This is a genomic window from Actinoplanes palleronii, assembly GCF_016862315.1.
In the GTDB taxonomy this organism is placed as follows: Bacteria; Actinomycetota; Actinomycetes; order Mycobacteriales; family Micromonosporaceae; genus Actinoplanes; species Actinoplanes palleronii.
The window spans coordinates 91,407-107,550 of the sequence record NZ_BOMS01000090.1 but is presented as its reverse complement, the minus strand read 5'-3'; the positions used below and the strand labels follow the sequence as shown (position 1 = coordinate 107,550).

17 protein-coding genes are annotated in these 16,144 nt (G+C 70.6%); 4 read left to right on the top strand and 13 right to left on the bottom strand.

Annotation, left to right across the window (positions count from 1 at the left end; genetic code table 11):
* The first annotated feature begins 156 nt into the window (after window positions 1-156).
* Window positions 157-702, top strand: a complete 546-nt coding sequence (locus tag Apa02nite_RS28905) for a hypothetical protein (RefSeq protein ID WP_203827813.1) — start codon at window positions 157-159, stop codon at window positions 700-702.
* 14 nt (window positions 703-716) lie between these two features.
* Here Apa02nite_RS28905 and Apa02nite_RS28900 read toward each other — a convergent pair whose 3' ends face one another.
* The 4 genes from Apa02nite_RS28900 to Apa02nite_RS28885 form a co-directional block, all read right to left on the bottom strand.
* Window positions 717-1,181: a hypothetical protein gene (locus tag Apa02nite_RS28900; protein WP_203827812.1), complete on the bottom strand. Its 465-nt coding sequence runs from the start codon at window positions 1,179-1,181 to the stop codon at window positions 717-719.
* Window positions 1,178-2,413 carry an RNA polymerase sigma factor gene (locus Apa02nite_RS28895; protein ID WP_203827811.1) on the bottom strand — a complete coding sequence of 412 codons (1,236 nt, stop codon included), beginning with the start codon at window positions 2,411-2,413 and terminating at the stop codon, window positions 1,178-1,180. Before Apa02nite_RS28895 ends, Apa02nite_RS28900 begins: the two co-directional genes overlap by 4 nt.
* A complete protein-coding gene (locus Apa02nite_RS28890; RefSeq protein ID WP_203827810.1) occupies window positions 2,413-2,799 on the bottom strand; it encodes a YciI family protein in 387 nt (128 codons plus the stop codon). Before Apa02nite_RS28890 ends, Apa02nite_RS28895 begins: the two co-directional genes overlap by 1 nt.
* 113 nt (window positions 2,800-2,912) lie before the next feature.
* A complete protein-coding gene (locus tag Apa02nite_RS28885) occupies window positions 2,913-3,308 on the bottom strand; it encodes an SseB family protein (protein ID WP_239164640.1) in 396 nt (131 codons plus the stop codon).
* A gap of 153 nt (window positions 3,309-3,461) precedes the next feature.
* On the opposite strand from Apa02nite_RS28885, the gene Apa02nite_RS28880 reads away from it, so the two are divergent.
* On the top strand, window positions 3,462-3,764 hold the full coding sequence (locus tag Apa02nite_RS28880) for a hypothetical protein (protein WP_203827809.1): 303 nt from the start codon (window positions 3,462-3,464) through the stop codon (window positions 3,762-3,764).
* Between the two features lie 101 nt (window positions 3,765-3,865).
* Window positions 3,866-5,329: an FAD-dependent oxidoreductase gene (locus tag Apa02nite_RS28875; RefSeq protein ID WP_203827808.1), complete on the top strand. Its 1,464-nt coding sequence runs from the start codon at window positions 3,866-3,868 to the stop codon at window positions 5,327-5,329.
* Here the strand turns inward: Apa02nite_RS28875 and Apa02nite_RS28870 are convergent.
* From Apa02nite_RS28870 to Apa02nite_RS28830, 9 genes are all read right to left on the bottom strand, one after another.
* Window positions 5,326-5,748 (bottom strand): VOC family protein, encoded by a 423-nt coding sequence (locus tag Apa02nite_RS28870; RefSeq protein ID WP_203827807.1) that lies wholly within the window; start codon window positions 5,746-5,748, stop codon window positions 5,326-5,328. The two genes, Apa02nite_RS28875 and Apa02nite_RS28870, sit on opposite strands and share 4 nt — an antisense overlap.
* Window positions 5,745-6,122, bottom strand: coding sequence for a nuclear transport factor 2 family protein (locus Apa02nite_RS28865; RefSeq protein WP_203827806.1), 378 nt, complete (start codon window positions 6,120-6,122; stop codon window positions 5,745-5,747). The genes Apa02nite_RS28870 and Apa02nite_RS28865 overlap by 4 nt, the downstream gene beginning before the upstream one ends.
* A 5-nt stretch (window positions 6,123-6,127) precedes the next feature.
* Window positions 6,128-6,526, bottom strand: coding sequence for a hypothetical protein (locus tag Apa02nite_RS28860; RefSeq protein ID WP_203827805.1), 399 nt, complete (start codon window positions 6,524-6,526; stop codon window positions 6,128-6,130).
* 23 nt (window positions 6,527-6,549) lie between these two features.
* The gene (locus Apa02nite_RS28855; protein ID WP_203827804.1) at window positions 6,550-8,238 is read right to left on the bottom strand and encodes a thiamine pyrophosphate-binding protein; all 1,689 of its coding nucleotides are present in this window, start codon (window positions 8,236-8,238) and stop codon (window positions 6,550-6,552) included.
* The gene (locus Apa02nite_RS28850; protein WP_203827803.1) at window positions 8,235-8,834 is read right to left on the bottom strand and encodes a DJ-1/PfpI family protein; all 600 of its coding nucleotides are present in this window, start codon (window positions 8,832-8,834) and stop codon (window positions 8,235-8,237) included. Before Apa02nite_RS28850 ends, Apa02nite_RS28855 begins: the two co-directional genes overlap by 4 nt.
* Window positions 8,831-9,694, bottom strand: a complete 864-nt coding sequence (locus Apa02nite_RS28845) for a type 1 glutamine amidotransferase domain-containing protein (protein ID WP_203827802.1) — start codon at window positions 9,692-9,694, stop codon at window positions 8,831-8,833. Before Apa02nite_RS28845 ends, Apa02nite_RS28850 begins: the two co-directional genes overlap by 4 nt.
* Window positions 9,691-11,880 (bottom strand): AGE family epimerase/isomerase, encoded by a 2,190-nt coding sequence (locus Apa02nite_RS28840; RefSeq protein WP_203827801.1) that lies wholly within the window; start codon window positions 11,878-11,880, stop codon window positions 9,691-9,693. The genes Apa02nite_RS28845 and Apa02nite_RS28840 overlap by 4 nt, the downstream gene beginning before the upstream one ends.
* On the bottom strand, window positions 11,877-13,943 hold the full coding sequence (gene glgX / locus Apa02nite_RS28835; protein ID WP_203827800.1) for a glycogen debranching protein GlgX: 2,067 nt from the start codon (window positions 13,941-13,943) through the stop codon (window positions 11,877-11,879). Before glgX ends, Apa02nite_RS28840 begins: the two co-directional genes overlap by 4 nt.
* Before the next feature lie 94 nt (window positions 13,944-14,037).
* Window positions 14,038-14,823, bottom strand: coding sequence for a bestrophin-like domain (locus Apa02nite_RS28830; protein ID WP_203827799.1), 786 nt, complete (start codon window positions 14,821-14,823; stop codon window positions 14,038-14,040).
* A gap of 123 nt (window positions 14,824-14,946) precedes the next feature.
* Here Apa02nite_RS28830 and Apa02nite_RS28825 point away from each other — a divergent pair, with 123 nt between their 5' ends.
* Entirely contained in the window at window positions 14,947-16,128 is a 1,182-nt protein-coding gene (locus Apa02nite_RS28825) for a serine hydrolase domain-containing protein (RefSeq protein ID WP_203827798.1), read from the top strand.
* Window positions 16,129-16,144: the final 16 nt, after the last annotated feature.

Here is a 16,144-nt window from a genome sequence, read left to right as displayed (position 1 = left end):
GATCGACACGTCGGCATTTTGCCAGCCGCCACAAGAAGGACGTTGGTGATGTCCGACGGCACGCCGGCTGGCCGAGGATTTGCTGTTCAAGCGAGGGATGCCGTGGCGATCTAAGATTCGGGCCGGTCTGATGTTGCAGGACGGACGTGTTCGTTGATGGGTGCAGGGTCGATTTATGTCCCGGTGGGATCGCAGAGGCATCAGTGGCTGCAATGCGTTCGGGAGGAGGACTTCGATGCGCTGAACTCCCTCGATCTGCAGTCGAGGGTGTCCTCGTCCTGGCGTCTTCGGGTACGGCTGATCGAACACGACGAGTGCGGTGATCCGCTGCAGGGCTCGGGCCTGTTGTGTCTGTCCTCCCAGGTCCTGGTCATGACAGCTGCGGTATGGGATGCGGTGCGTCCGGTCCTGGAGGGTCAGGGCGTTCTTGCCCGGCTCCAGTCCGACGACGGAGACTTCTGGATGTTCGTGCCGGACCTCTGCGACGCGCTGAACGAGGCGGGTTCCAGCGTTGCGCGATTCTCGAGCGGGCGGGTGATGTACGTCAGCCGGTATGACTTCCACCCGGAACGGCTTGTCGACCAGACCGCGTTTCGCATCCCGCAAATGCCGAAGGGCCCGCTGCTCTGCACCCAGGATGTCGTTGACGCGCTGAGCGAGGAGAGCGGAGTCAGTTTCCAACGGGTCTGGCCGACTTCCTGAAGTCCGGCCGGCATCTAGGTTGAGCGGTGGAATGACACCCTGGTTTCGTCGCCGCTTGTTTTTATGACGATGGAGTCTTTTCCGAATGTCAAGGTCAAGGACTGCTCCATTGCTGGTGACCCGCCAAGTTCTTGGCGGTCCAGCCGCAGGCCCAGGAATTGTCGATAGCTCCAGGCCGCCGCGCCCATGTCGACGATTTCCCATTTTCCTGATTCGCGAACGAATTTTTCGTTCTCGGGAGAGAGTGGGTCCGCGAAGGAATCGATCCAGGGGCCCTGAGTGATGACCAGCGACTCCCCGGTAGAATCAATCATGTAGCTTCCGGATTTCTCGAAAGACGCCTCCAAAGGACCGTCCGGGGCGTCGAGGTCCGCGCCGTAGACGTAATAGGCCCGCCGGAGGCCGGTGAGGCGCTCACCGACAGGCAGCTCGATCAGTAAAGGCACGATCCCACCATCCATCTCCTGATTCGACGTCATGCCCGATCGGTCAGTGCGGCGGCTTTGCGCAGCAGGACTGAGCGTTCGCGGTGGTTGGTGCACAAGCGGGCGGCCAGTTCCAGCTCCGCTCGGGCCTCGGGGTGGCGGCCGAGGCGGGTCAGCAGCTCGCCGCGGACCGTGGGGAGCAGGTGGGAGCCCGGGAGGCGGTTCGCGGCGATCAGGTCGTCGACGATGGGCAGGGCGTGCTCCGGGCCGGAGGCCATCGCGACCGCGACCGCGCGGTTCAACTCGACCACCGGGGACGGGGCGAGGCGGCCCAGGGCCTCGTAGAGCAGCACGATCCGGTCCCAGTCGGTGGCCTCGACCGACAGCGCCGACGCGTGCACCGCGGCGATCGCGGCCTGCAGGCCATACGGGCCGAGGCCGTGTGACGACGCCCTGGTCAGGGCGGTCAGGCCGCGGCGGATGGCGGTGCGGTCCCACAAGCGGCGGTCCTGGTCCTCGAGCAGGATCGGGGTGCCGTCCGGGGCGGTGCGGGCCGGGAAGCGGGCAGCCGTCAGCTCGCAGAGCGCGAGCAAACCGTGCACCTCTGGCTCGTCCGGCTGCAGGGCGGCCAGGGCACGGGCCAGGCGGATCGCCTCGTAGGCGACGTCGGTACGCAGCAGGTGATCGCCCGTTGTGGCGGTGGCGCCCTCGGTGAAGATCACGTAGAGGACGCTGAGGACGCCACCCAGGCGGTCGCGGCGTTCGGCGGCCGGGGGCAGTGCGAACGGCACCCCGGCCGCGGCGATCGTCTTCTTGCCGCGGGTGATGCGGGCCTGGACCGTCGGCACCGGCACCAGGAACGCGCGGGCGATCTCCTCGCTGGACAGGCCGGCGACCACGCGCAGGGTCAGCGCCACCCGGGCCTCGCGGGACAGCACCGGGTGGCAGCTGATGAACATCAACGCCAGGATGTCGTCGTCGATGGTGTCGGGGTCGATGTCCTGGTCGGCGGGGGAGTCGGGCGGGGGGTCCGCGGCCAGCAGGACGTACCGGTCGTGCAGGGCGAACCGGCGGCGGATCGCGTCGATCGCCCGGCGCCGGGCGGTGGCCATCAGCCAGCCGGCCGGGTTGGCCGGAGCGGACCGGGGCCACGACACCAGGGCCTCGGCCACCGCTTCCTGCGTCGCGTCCTCGGCCAGCCCGGCGTCGCCGGTGAACCGGGTCAGCGCGGCGACGATGCGGGCCGACTCGATCCGCCAGACGGCTTCGACATCGGCCGTACCCATCAGATGTTGTTGTCGGTCTCGACGCCCGGCGGCAGTTCGTCTTCGCCGGCCACCCGCCGGACCTCGATCTTGGCGCCGCGGACTGCCGGGACCCGCTTGGCCCAGCCGATCGCGTCCTGCTTCGTGGCGACATCGATCAGGAAGTAGCCGCCGAACAGTTCCTTGGTCTCGCCGTAGGGACCGTCGGTGACCACCGGCGCCTCGCCGCTGAAGTCGACGACGGCGCCCTGCGCCGGGTCGTCGAGACCCTCGGCCGCGATCAGGACGTCGGCCTTCATCATGTCCTCGATGAACTGGTGGGTCGCGGCCATCAGCGTGCCGATGTCGGCCATCATGGCCGCGTTCGACTCGTCGGTGCCCCGCATGATCAGTGCGTACTTCGCCATCGTGTGCTCCTCGTCCGGCGGGGCCGCCGCTCGGCCCTCGCACTCACACGTCGAACGAGCGACCCGCCGATCGACACGGCCCCGGAGAAATTTCCGCGACTTTCCCGATCCTGTCAGACCGGTCCCGGAGCGAAGGCCGACACGGCATCCCGGTCGATGATGACGCTGATCAACCGGGTGGCGCTGTTGACCAGGATGCCCTCGCACGACAGGTCGTCAGCCGCCATGCGCAGCAGCACCGCGCCGGGTATGCCGGCGTTGCACGGCGACCCGGGCGTCCGCGACGCCACCTCCGGGTCGGCGAAGGCGAGGATGCGCGACCGGCCGTCGCCGTGGGTGGTCTTGCCGGCCGCGAAGCCCTCGCCGGTCCGGCCGTCGGGTGACCGGGGGCCGACGCCGACGATCCCGATCACCGAGTTCTGGAACATCTCGACGAATGCCGTGTAGGTCTCCGCGGTGTCGGTTTGCACGTGCGCGTCCATGAGGTCGGACAGTGGGGTGTCAGTCACGGGTGGGACGGTAGCGGGCCCCGCCGTGGCGGTACCGTGCAGGGACGCATTGACCGGCGTCGGCGCGAGGAGGAGAAGTGGAGGAGGTAACGGTGCACCCGATCTAGTGACAGCCCCAGAACGGGGCTGCGCGGAGCCGGAAGGTGCCCGTTGATGAGCAGAACCGACAAGACCCGGCCCTGGTGGGTGCAGCTGGTCGACGCGCCGGGGACGACCTGCGCGCCCGTGCACGATCACCGATGGGGGCCGTGCACGCTGCCCCGCGAGATCGAGGCGCTACGCGCCGAGCCCGGCAGCCGCCGCGCCGGCTGCCACTGGTCCGGCACCCCGGCCTACTGGGTACGACGGTGCGAGAGCCATGGCTACCGGGAGTGGAGCGTCATGCGTCGCGAGGAGCGCCGGCGCAGCCGCCATGACGCCCGTCGTGACCTGCGCGCCGGGAACGACATCGACTGAGCGCCACACACAACGCGGGCGACCCCGGAGCGTGGGGACTTTCGGTGCGCTCCGCACCCCAACTCCCCACGCAACGCGGGTCGGTGGCGTGGGATGAGGGCATGACAGACGTTCTCGTGGTCGGTGCCGGCCCGACCGGGCTCACCCTCGCCACTGACCTCGCCCGGCGCGGCGTCGCGGTCCGGATCGTGGACCGGGCGCCGGATTTCCCCACCGGCTCGCGCGGCAAGGGGCTGAGCCCGCGCAGCCTGGAGGTGCTCGACGACCTGGGTGTCGCCGGCCCGATCCTGGCCGGCGGGGTCAGCCATCTGCGGCACCGCAAGTACCAGGGTGCCGAGGTGGTCGCCGAGGTCGACCCGCAGGCCGATCAGGTGCCGACGCCCGACGTGCCGTATCCGGCGGCGCTGATGATCCCGCAGTGGCGGGTGGAGCAGATTCTGCGGGACCGGCTCGCCGGGCTCGGTGTCACCGTCGAGCGGGGCGCCGAACTGCGCGACTTCCAGCAGGACGCCGACGGGGTGACCGCGACGGTCGGCGGAGAGCGGATCCGCGTGCGGTACCTGGCCGGGTGCGACGGGGGCCGCAGCACCGTACGCAGGGCGCTCGGTCTGGTCATGCGCGGGGAGACGCCGGAGTCACCGGCGATGGCGGTCGGTGACCTCCGGGTCGACGGGCTGGGGCGCGACGTCTGGCATCAGTGGTTCACCGGTGACGGCGTCGTCATGCTGTGCCCGTTGCCCGGCACCGACGTGTTCCAGATGCAGGCGTCCCAGGAGCCCGGCGTGGACGGCGAGCCGACCCTGGAGAGTCTTCAGCGGACCTTCGACCGGGTCGCCGGGGTGCCCGGGGTGCGGCTGCACGACCTGGGGTGGCGGTCGACGTACCGGGTCAACGTCCGCATGGTCGACCGGCTGCGGGTGGACCGGGTGTTCCTCGCCGGGGACTGCGCGCACGTGCACCCGATCGCGGGTGGGCTCGGCATGAACAGCGGGATCCAGGACGCGTACAACCTGGGTTGGAAGCTCGGGCTGACGCTGACCGGGGCGGCGTCGCCGGAGCTGCTGGACACGTACGACGAGGAGCGCCTCCCGATCGCGAGCTGGCTGCTGGACATCACCTCGGCGCGGCTGGCCGCGGTCCTGGACGCGGTCAAGCAGAAGGGCGGCGGCCTGGATGCGGCGGCCTCACCCGAGCTGACCCAGCTGGCGCTGCGGTATCCGTGGAGCCGGCTGTCCCGCCAGGCCGGCCGGCCCGCCCTGGTGCGGCCGGGCGACCGGGCACCGGATGCGCCGCTGCGCGAGGCCGGCGGCGCCCCGATCCGGCTGTTCGACCTGTTCCGCGGCCCGCACTTCACCCTGCTCGGCATCGGCGACCGGGGCGTCCCGTCGCTGGACGGTGTCGAGTGCCGGAAAGTGGGGCCGGGTGGCCTGGACGACGACGGCGGTCACGTGGCGCGGGCGTACGGCGCGGACACCCTGGTGCTGGTGCGCCCGGACGGCTACGTCGGCCTGGTCGCCGACCCCGGGGACGAGCGCGGCGTCCGCGACTACCTGGGCTCGCTCTAGTCCGGCGCGTCGGTGTAGCCCTGGCTGATCTCGACGATCACGCCGTCCGGGTCATTGACCCAGACGGTGCGCCAGCCCGGGATGAACTCGTCGAAGGACAGCGGCCCGAGCGACACGTCCGCGCCGCCGGGGATGGCGGCCACGAACGCGTCCAGGTCGTCGACCGCGAAGGCCAGGTGCCGGATGGTGCCCGGCCCTCGCGGTCCGTCTCCGCCGGACGCCGCGGCCGGCTGCCCCGCGGCGTCGAACAGCTCCAGGTGGATGTCGCCCTGGCGCAGGAACACCACCTCGGCGTCGCCGGTGCTGACCACCCGGGCCCGGCGGAAACCGAACACGTCGCGGTAGAACCGTTCCGTGGCGTGCTGGTCGCGGCAGTTGAGGCCGACGTGCGACCAGCGCGCCACCTGCGGGGCGGTCATGACGCGGGGTGCAGGACCGGCGCGAACGGGACGGTGTCGTGGAAGTTGGCCATGTAGGTGATCTGGCCGCCGGCCACCTCGAAGTAGTTGCACACCTCCGCCTCCACCGACGCGCCCTGCCGGGTCAGGCCGGAGATGTGCGACACGACGGCCGCGTGCGTGTCCGAGATGACGACGTGGCGGGGGCGGTTGGCGAAGCTGGCGTACGTACGCGGAAAGCTCTTGACCATCTCCCGCAGCGTCTCCCGGCCTTCCACGTGCCCGGCGAGCTGCTCGTCCATCCGCGTGTCGGCGGCGAACAGGTCGCACCAGGCGTCCCACTGCCCCGCGTTGGCCAGCTCGTAGTAGCGGTCGACGACCTCTCTGGTGTCCACGGCGGTCAGATCGCGGTCAGGTCGTCGACGCGGTACAGGGTGATCACGAAGCTGGTCCCGGCCCGGGCCAGCCGCCACGTCTGGCGGGCTCGCATCGCCAGCCGGGTGTCGTCCGACGTGCGGGTGGCGCGCCACAGCACCACCACGGTCACCTCGATGTCGTCGTCGGCGGAGGTGATGTCGACCTGTTCGACGGTGTGCTCCTCGGCGGTGTAGGCGAGGCAGACGCCCGTGTACCAGTCGCGGAACTCGGCGATCGAGCGCAGCGTGCGCTCCGGGAACACCATCTCGAGCGTGGTGGTGGACAGGGAGTTCTCCAACTCCTCGGACGGCGCGTGCCGGTCGAGGCCGGCGAACCAGGACGCGGTGAACGCGGACACCGAGTCGGCGAGGGTTCCGGGCATGGTGGTCACAGTGGTGATCCCTTTCAATGGCCGAGGACGGCTTCGACGAGGTACGGGCCGTCGTGATCGAGCATGGTGCGCAGGGTGCCGGGCAGGTCGGCGGCGTGCTCGACCCGGGCGGCCGGCACGCCGAGAGCGGCCGCGAGGGCCACGTAGTCGACGCGAGGTTCGCGGACGTCGAAGAACTCCGGGAACGTGGTGTCGGCCGGGTCCTGGCGGTAGCGGGCCAGGTTGTCCTTGAGCAGCTGGTAGCCGCCGTTGTGGCAGACCACGAACTTCGCCGCGATCCGGTGGTGCGCGGCGGTCCACAACGCCTGGCAGGTGTACATGCCGCCGCCGTCGCCGGTGAAACCCAGCACGGTACGACCGGGGTGGGCGAGTTTCGCGCCGATCGCGCCGGGGATGCCGACGCCGAGCGTGCCGCCGGGCGTCTGGAAGAAGTGCCCGGGCCGGCTCGGCGGCAGCCACCGGGTCAGCGCCGGCGAGTTCGTCAGCGCCTCGTCGAAGATGATCGCGTCGTCCGGCAGCAGGCCGGCCAGGCAGGCGGCGACGGCGGCCATGCCCAGCGGGGTGTCGCCGGCGTGTGCCAGGTCGGCGGTGCGGGCCTGGTCCAGGGCGGCGGTGCGCCGGGCGCCGTGCCGGCGGACCCGTTCGGCCGCGGTCTGCCGCTGCGGGCCGGTCATCGCCTCGTCGAGGGCGCCGGTCAGCGCCCGCAGGGTCAGCCGCGGATCGCCGAGCAGCCCGGCGGTCACCGGGTGGTTCTTGGCGATCGCGTACGGGTCGAGGTCGACGTGCACGACGGTGGCGCCGGGCCGGAACACGTCGCCGAGCTCCGGGAAGACGTCCGGGAACACGTAGGTGCCGCAGATCAGCACCGCGTCGGCCTGCGCGACCAGCGCGGCGCTGTCGGTGCCGAACATGTGCCCGGTCAGCCCGCCCCACAGCGGGTGCGTCCACGGCATGACCAGCTCGGAGGCCATCGCGCCGTGCACCGTGGCGCCCCAGGTCTCGGCGAACCGGACCAGTTCCTCGGCGCCGCCGGAGGCCGCGATGCCGTCGCCGGCCAGGATCACCGGGGCCTGGGCCGCGGCGAACAGGCGGGCCGCGGCCTGGATCGACCCCTTTTCCGGTACGACCCGGGTGTCCGGCACCACCGTCGGCACGATCGGCTCGTCGGCGAGCTGGTCGAGCACGTCCTGTGGCAGGGCGAGGAACACCGGCCCGCGTGGTGGGGTGGCGGCCACCTTCAGCGCCCGGCGGATCAGCCGCAGCAGGCTCGCCGGGTGGGTGACCCGGGCGGCGTACTTGGTGACCGGCCGGGCGATGTCGACCAGGTTCACCGCCATGTGCGCCTCGAGGGCGTCGTACGCGACCCCGGCCTCCCCGGCCAGCACCAGCATCGGCGTCTGCCGGCGCAGCGCGTGGTAGAGGCTGCCCACGGCGTTGCCCAGGCCCACGCCGCTGTGCAGCAGCACCACGCTGGGCCGGCCGGTGGCCTGGGCGTACCCGTCGGCGGTGCACACCACCGCGGCCTCCTGCAGGCCCAGCACGTAGTCGATGTCGGGGAAGCGGGCCACCTCGTCGAGCAGGCCCTCCTCGCTGGAGCCGGGGTTGCCGAACAGGTGGCGCACCCCGTCGGCGCGCAGCTGTTCGAGCAGCCGCCGGTGCCCGGTGGCGAGCCGGTCCGGGGTGCGGGCCGCGGTCGTGGTCATCGGGCACCCGCCCCGACGACGGCGCGCTGCTGGACCTGCTCGATGACGGTGCGGGCGAACACCCCGGCCTGCGCGCCGGTGCGCCCGGTGACCAGGTCACCGTCGACGACCACGTCCTGGTCCACGTAGCGGGCGCCCATGTTGAGCGCGTCGCCGTACAGATTGGGGTGGCAGGTCAGACGGCGGCCGCTGACCAGCTCGGGCACCCGGGCGAGCAGCCACAACCCGTGACAGATGATGCCTTTGACGATGGTGGGCTCGGCGAAGGCCCGGCGGACGAAATCGGTGGCCGGCGGCAGCTTGGTCAGGTCCTCGCTGTAGCGCAGCCGGTCACTGACCATGGCCGACGGCACGATGATCGCCGAGTAGGAGCGCAGCGTGTCGTCGTCGACGTTCTCGAAGGACTCCGTGCAGACGAACGGGGCCCGGTACTCGTGGCCGGTGAAGGTGAGCGACTCCTGCCCCCACAGCCGGGTGAGGAAGTGCAGGTCGGCGCCCTCCTCGGGGAACCGGTACGAGTAGTACCAGATCTCGTGCTCGTAGAAGTCGCTCTCCATCAGCACGGCGATCCGGTGACCGGTCAGCGGGCCGCTCACCAGCCGTACCGTCGCTTGCCGTGGTCGAGCACGTCGACCAGCGCGCGCCCGCAGCCGATCGAGGACTCGGTGGAGCGGGCGGTGACGAACGGGTAGTCCACGATCACCGATTCGGCGTGCCCGACGTTGCCGATGAACTCGCCGTCCGGGCCGACGGCGTCGCGCAGGATGAATTCGAGCGGGTAGAACGGCGGCCCGAAGTTGACGTAGCCGTCGCCGAAGCCGGTGGTGGAGCCGTCCAGCGCGTGCGGGCCCTCGAAGCCGGTGCCGTCGTGGTAGTCGTAGTCGATCGGGTGGCCGGTGACCCGTTTGCCGCGGATGATGCTGAGTTTGCGCAGCGGGTCCCGGGCGAAGGCCAGTGCCGCGACGCCGTAACAGACCGCGGCGACCGGCCGGTCGTGCCGGACGAAGCCGAGGATCAGCTCGTGCAGCCGCTGGTTGTTGGCCAGGTCGACCATGGCGCCGCTGCCACCGACGATCACCAGCGCGTCGTAGGCCGGCAGGTCGTCGGCGATCACCCGCTCGACCCGGCGGTAGTACTCCTCGGCGTCGCGCAGGTAGGTCGGTGAGCTGGGGTAGGGCCGCTCCGGCACCCAGCCGCTGAGGTCGTGCGGCTTGTCCATCCGGTCGCCGGCGTGCAGGTCCCGGGTCTTGGCGGCCATCTCCGCGCTGGTCACCGACTTGCCCTGCGGCGGGTCGGCGTAGGACGGGTCCATGCTGACGGCGAGCGGGGTGGGCCGGGCGCCGGTCGGGGTGACGAACTCGACCTGGTATCCGGCCGCGTCGCAGGCTTCCAGGGGGCCGACCAGTTCCTCGCCCCAGTAGCCCCATTCGGAGATCGCGAACAGCACCGTGGTCATGACCGGCCCCCGGTCGCGCCGGCGCCGGCCAGTTCCGAGCCGAGGTCGCTGTCCTTGAGCTGCTCGGCGACTTGGCCGACCGCGTTGACCAGGGTGAGCGCGAAGCCGGCGTGCTGGCGGGTGACTGCCAGGTCGCGGGCCGCCGCCGGGTCGAGGTGCCGCAGGTCGTGCACGTCGAGCACCATGGTGGTGCAGCCGGCCGCCTGTGCCTCGGCGAGCCGCTCGTGCAGTGCCGGCAGGCCGTCCAGGCCCAGGGTGCCGGCCAGCGCCAGATCGGCCCGGTCACCGTCGGTGCCGATCAGGTCGGCGCTGAACGCGACACCGACCGGGGTCATCCGGACCCGTACGGTCTGTGGCTGGTCGCTGTGCGGCAGGGTGACGGTGAGCCCGCCGGGGTCGAAGTCGTGATGGTCGTGCCCGTTGATCCACACTTGCAGGATCTGGGTACGGCCGGGCGGCAGCAGGTCGGGCGCGACCCGCAGCACCGAGCCGAACGCGCCGGGGCGGGGCTGGAACCACAGGTCGAGGGGCTGCTCGCGGCGCAGCAGGTTGCCGTAGACGGCGGCCAGGTAGCCGAGCTCGGCGCTGTGGTACATGCCCATCGCGTGTGAGCCCTTGCTGCGTTCGCCGCCCAGCTCGAACGGCACGCCGTTGGACAGCACGTTGAAGTAGACGCCGCCGGCGTCGGTGTCGAGCATCCAGGCGTTGTAGAAGGCGGCGCCCTCGCGGGCCTGTTTCGCGTACTCGGGGCGGTCCAGCACGCCGTCCAGGATCAGGTAGGCGAGGATGCCCTGCTCCTGCTGCCACCAGGCTTTCCGGTCGTGCCAGACCAGGCGGTGGAACGTCTCGCCCGGCGCGGTGACCCGCTCGACCATGTCGTACCAGCCACCGCGTTGCGGGTCGGCGCCGACGCGGGGCATCAGGTCGGCGATCCGGGTGGCCATCGTGACGTACGCGTCCTTGGGCCGCAGGTTGTTCATCCGCATCAGGTTCCAGGCGATCTTCAGGTTGTGCCCGACGATGGCCCGGTTCTGCTGCTGGCCGTAGGTCTGGTCCTTGCGCCAGTCACCGAAGAACTTCTCCTGCACGAACGGGCTGTCGTCGTAGTCGGGGAAGTACTTCACCACCGTGTCGCAGCAGTCCTCGAGCAGGTCCGCGTAGCGCTGCTCGCCGGTGGCCAGGAAGAGGTTGATCAGGTACGCCGGGATGTGGTCGCCGACCGAGTTCCAGTTCTTGCGGTCGGCGTTGGTGCGCCCGTCGGCGTCCAGCGCCGGGCTGTGCGGGTCGAACGTCACCGGGTCGATGTGCGAGTAGTAGCCGCCGCGTTCCGGGTCGCGGAAGTACTTCTCGAACAGGTTGATGGTCAGGTCGATCACCTCGCGCAGCCGGGCCTCGCCGGTGGCCCGGTACACCTGGGTGATCCCGGCGATCGCGTAGATCTGCTCGTAGCAGGGGATCGCGTTGTAGTCGTCGCCGAACTCGGACGCCAGGATCTTGCGCTCGCCGCCGTCGGGCGCGATGTCGATGGCGTGGTACCAGTAGGCGATCTGCTGGCTGCGATCCACCGCGCAGAAGTGCTCGATCAGGTAGTCGGCGCCGGCGATCGCCGCGTCCAGGTAGGCCTGCCCGCCGCTGAGCAGGTACGACGTGGCGAGCCCGTACACCATCCGGGACATCGTGTCGGTCTCCTGCCGGACCGCCTTGGTCTTGGTGCCGAGCATCGACAGGTCGGTGCGGTAGCCGTGGTAGTCGTAGCCCGCGCCCGCGCCGCCGAACTCGGCCTGCAGGTAGAAGTCGCCGATCGCGCGGACCTGGCGCTGCCACCAGTCCGGTGACTCGAACCGGTACTCGTCGGCGTCCTTGCCGAACAGCAGCACGTGCTTGGCCTCGAACCCGGTGCCGTTGGCCTCGCCGGGGTAGAACACGCCGTAGACGTGCACGAAGCGGCCGGGCTGCAGCAGCCCGCGCAGCTGGGCGCCGGCGTCGACGTAGGCCTCGCCCAGGTTGCGCAGCATCTCGGCCACGGTGTTCGTGGTGAGCCGGGCGGCGTACGGGCGGCCGTCGGAGGTGCGCAGCCCGAGGGTGTCGGTGGCCGGGTCGTAGCCGGTCACGTACCCGGCGATCATGTCGGAGAAGGTGAAGTCGATCTGGTTGACCCGGGTGCCCGGATCGGTGGCGGGGTTCATGGCGTGTCTCCAGAGAGGGACTGCAGCAGCACGACGCTGTGCGCGGTGACCAGGTAGCCGGCGGTGGTGACCGGCTGTTCGGTGCCCGGGTCGGCGATGTCGGCCGGTGAGTCGAGTGCGGTGTCGACCGTCCGCGCCCAGCGGCGCTCCGGGTCGAACTGGAATTCCAGTGGTGCCGAGTGCATGTTCATCATCAGGAGCAGGTCGGGGTCGTCGCCGACGCCGGTCAGGGTGCAGGCGAAGGCGCGGCCCTGCGGGTCGTCCCAGTCCGGCGGCGGCAGCTGGGTGCCGTGCCAGGTGACGTCGCGTCCGGTGTAGAACTCGTCGCGGCGCAGCACCCGGTGCCGGCGGCGCAGCGCGATCAGGCCGGTCCAGAAGCGCAGCAGGTCCGCGTTCGCGCCGGGCAGACTCCAGTCGAACCAGCCGACCGGGTTGTCCTGGCAGTACGCGTTGTTGTTGCCCTGCTGGCTGCGTCCGGCCTCGTCACCGGCGGTGATCATCGGGACGCCGCGGGAGAACAGCAGCAGGGCCGCGAAGTTCTTGGTCTGCCGCCGTCGCAGGGCGAGGACGTCCGGGTCGGTGGTGGGGCCCTCGGCGCCGCAGTTCCAGCTCAGGTTGTCGTCGTTGCCGTCCCGGTTGTCCTCGCCGTTGGTGTCGTTGTGCTTGCGGTCGTAGGCGACCAGGTCGGCGAGGGTGAACCCGTCGTGGCAGGTGACGAAGTTGACGCTGTTCACCGGCCGGTGCCCGCGCGCCTGGTAGAGGTCGGCGCTGCCACCGAGGCGTTCGGCCATCGCGCCGAGCAGGCCCGGATCGCCGCGGACGAACCGGCGCACGGTGTCGCGGAACCGCCCGTTCCACTCGGCCCAGCGATACCCGGGGTAGTGGCCGACCTCGTAGGCCCCGGCGGCGTCCCACGCCTCCGCGATGATCTTCGTGGTGGCCAGCGTGTCGGAGAGCTCGATCTGCCAGACCACCGGCGGCTCGTCGAGGATCACCCCGCCCGGCCCGCGGGTCAGCACGGCGGCCTCGTCGAACCGGAACCCGTCGACGTGCATCTCCCGGACCCAGTACTCCAGGCAGTCGACGATCATCTTGGTGACGATCGGGTGGTTGGCCATCAGTGTGTTGCCGCAGCCGGAGTAGTCGTCGTAGTAGCGCGGGTCGGCCCGGTCCAGGTGGTAGTAGTTGGTGTTGTCCAGCCCGGCCCAGCAGAACAACGGCCCGAGCTGGTTGCCCTCGTCGGTGTGGTTGACGACCACGTCGAGGATCACCTCGAGCCCGGCCCGGTGCAGCGCCGCGACCATGTCGCGGAACTCCCGGACGTGCGCGCCGGCCTGCGGTTGCTCGCAGTATCCGGCGTGCGGGGCGAAGAACCCGGCCGTGCTGTAACCCCAGTAGTTGCCGGTGCTCGCGTCGAAGTCGAAGACCGGCAGCAGCTCCACGGCGGTGACACCCAGCGCGGTCAGATACGGGATCTTCTCGGTCACCGCGGCGAACGTGCCGGGCCGCGCCACCCCGGAGCCGGGCGAGCGGGTGAACCCGCCGACGTGCATCTCGTAGACGACCATCTCGGCCATCGGCCGGTTCAGCGGCTGGTCGCCGGCCCAGTCGTAGTCTCGCTCGTCGATCACCGCGCAGCGCAGCGAGGTGCCGAGGGTGTCACCGGGCGCGCAGGCCGCACCGCGATCCCAACGACTTCGATCAAGACCTTTGGCGTACGGGTCGGTCAGCACCTTGGCCGCGTCGAACCGCTGTCCGCGTCCCCGGGCGTCCTCGCCCTCGGGCCCGGTGACCCGCAGCGCGTAGAACGTGGGTGCCCGCAGCCCGCGCAGGTAGACGTGCCAGATGGTGAAACTGCGGTTGTGTTCCGGGTCCAGGGTGACCGTCTGCACCGGCTCGGCGTCGCCGGCCCGCTCGAAGATCAGCAGCTGGACGCCGGTGGCCTGCTCGGAGAAGAAGGCGAAGTTCACCCCGTCGTCGTCCGGGGTGGCCCCGAGGGGATGGTTGCGGCCGGGTTCGGGTGCGCCGGTGGTGTGTGGCCGGGACAGCTGGCTCACGCTCATGGCCTTGGCCTCGCGGTGTGAGGTGTGCGGACAGAAGAAGCCTAGGCAGAAAAGTGAATGATTTTCGTGTTACCGGGTAGGTGCTGCCGGCGAGTCAGCGTCGCTGCTCCAGCTGGTCCACCACCTCCTGATAGCTGTCCGGCCCGAGCCGGACACTGCCCTCGAACGGGTAGTTCAGCTCGATGGCCAGGAACATGTTCACGCCGATCGTCGCGGCGACCCCGGCCACCAGCACCCGCCGCAGCAGGCCGTCGCGGATGCCGCACGTCACGCAGAGCGAGAGCACCACGATCGAACCGGTGAACACCGAGATCCACAGGACGTTCGGCAGCTGCTCCTCGTGGGCGAGCCGGATGGCCTTGGCCCGCAACTCGGTCGCCGTGCTGAGCCGCCGTACCGCCTCCTGGACGAAGGCCCGCTGCGCCTCGGTGGTCGGGGTGATCTGGCTGACCACGAGCACCAGCGAGTCCAGGTCCGCGCCGACCTTCGGGGTCGGCTCGCTGTGCACCCGGTTCGACCACATCGCGATCACGTCGCGGTTGTACGTCAGCACACCCGTCTCGATCGTCTGGCGTACCGCCGGGTCGCAGACCCGGGCGCCCTCGGCCAGCCCGGCCAGGTTCACCGCCTCGGCCTCGGTCGCCGCCCGGGCCTCGTTGCGGCTCTCCCAGAGCGTCACCACGCACATGCCCATCGCCACCGAATAGACCACCGCGGCGCTGGAGAGCATGATCCCGGTCGCGTCGTTGTACTTGCCGAGCCGCCAGTCCGGCACCCACCGGTGCACCCGCGACTCGAGCACCAGCATGAACGACGGCAGCCCGATCACCAGTACGAGCAGGGTGAGCCATTCCGGCACCTGGCCCGCGATCCAATTCATCAACGCGTCTCCCGGTGTCGGTGCGGCGAAGTCCCGCAGGACAGTCTCGCGTCGGGGTGACGGCCCGGCCGCCTTTTCCGGATCTTCACCACGGCCCGGCCGGCGGACTCCGAGAATGGACATATGCCACGCTCACTGCTGTCCACGTTGACCGTCGCCGTGCTGGTGGCCGGCGGCTGGGCCCCTCCGGCCGCAGCCGGCGACCGACCCGCCGGGTGCGTCGCGACCGCGCAGCCGCGGGGGACCGCCGCGCAGATCGTCGATATCGTCCGGACGGCGCGACGCGAGTTCGATCTCAGCGCGGCCCTGGTACGGGTGAGTGTCGGCGGCCGGGAGGTGGTGACCGCCGCGGTCGGCGACGCGATGACCGGTGTCCCGGCGAGCACCGGCATGCACTTCCGGGTCGGGTCGGTCGGGATCGCGTACCTGAACATCGTGCTGCTGCAACTGGCCGACAAGGGGATCGTGAAGCTCGACGAGCCGATCGCCCGCTGGCTGCCCGCACTGCCGCGCGCCGACAAGGTCACGCTGCGGATGCTGGGCAGCAGCATGTCCGGCTACCCGGACTACGTGACCTACGAGCCGTTCATCACCAAGATCTACGCCGACCCGTTCCGGCAGTGGACCGAGCGGGAACTCGTCGACCTGGCCACGTCCCGCCCGCTGTGGTACGAGCCCGGCACCAACTGGAGCTACTCGCACGCCAACTTTGTTGTGCTCGGCCAGATCCTCGCCAAGGTCACCGGTACGCCGGTCGGTGAGCTGATGCGCCAGCGGATCCTCAAGCCGCTCGGGCTCACCGAGACCAGCAGCCAGGACAACGCGGTCATCCCGCAGCCGGTGCTGCACGGCTTCACCATCGAGCGCGGCACGTACGAGGACGCCACCTACTGGAACCCGTCCTGGACCACCGCGTCCGGCGCCGTGCTGACCTCGGACATCTGCGACCTGGAAGCGTCCGCCCGGGGCGTCGGCGACGGCCGGCTGCTCTCCGCGGCCGCTCTGCGCATCCAGCGCGACCCGGGCACGGTCGGCCGGGGCGGTCCGACCGCGACCTGCCCGGCGTCGATCTGCATCCGGCACACCGAGCAGAGCCACTACGGGCTCGGCGTCATGGTCAAGAACGGCTGGATCCAGCAGAGCCCGTCGTTCGGTGGTTACTCCGCGGTGCAGACCTACCTGCCGGGCAAGGACATCGCGATCGCCGTCGCCACCACCCGCGGCCGCACCACGACCGTGGTCAACTCCGCGATGACCGTCGCCGACCGGCTCGCCGGCCTGCTCGCCCCGGCCCCGCGGCGCTAAGACAGCTTTCCCGGGT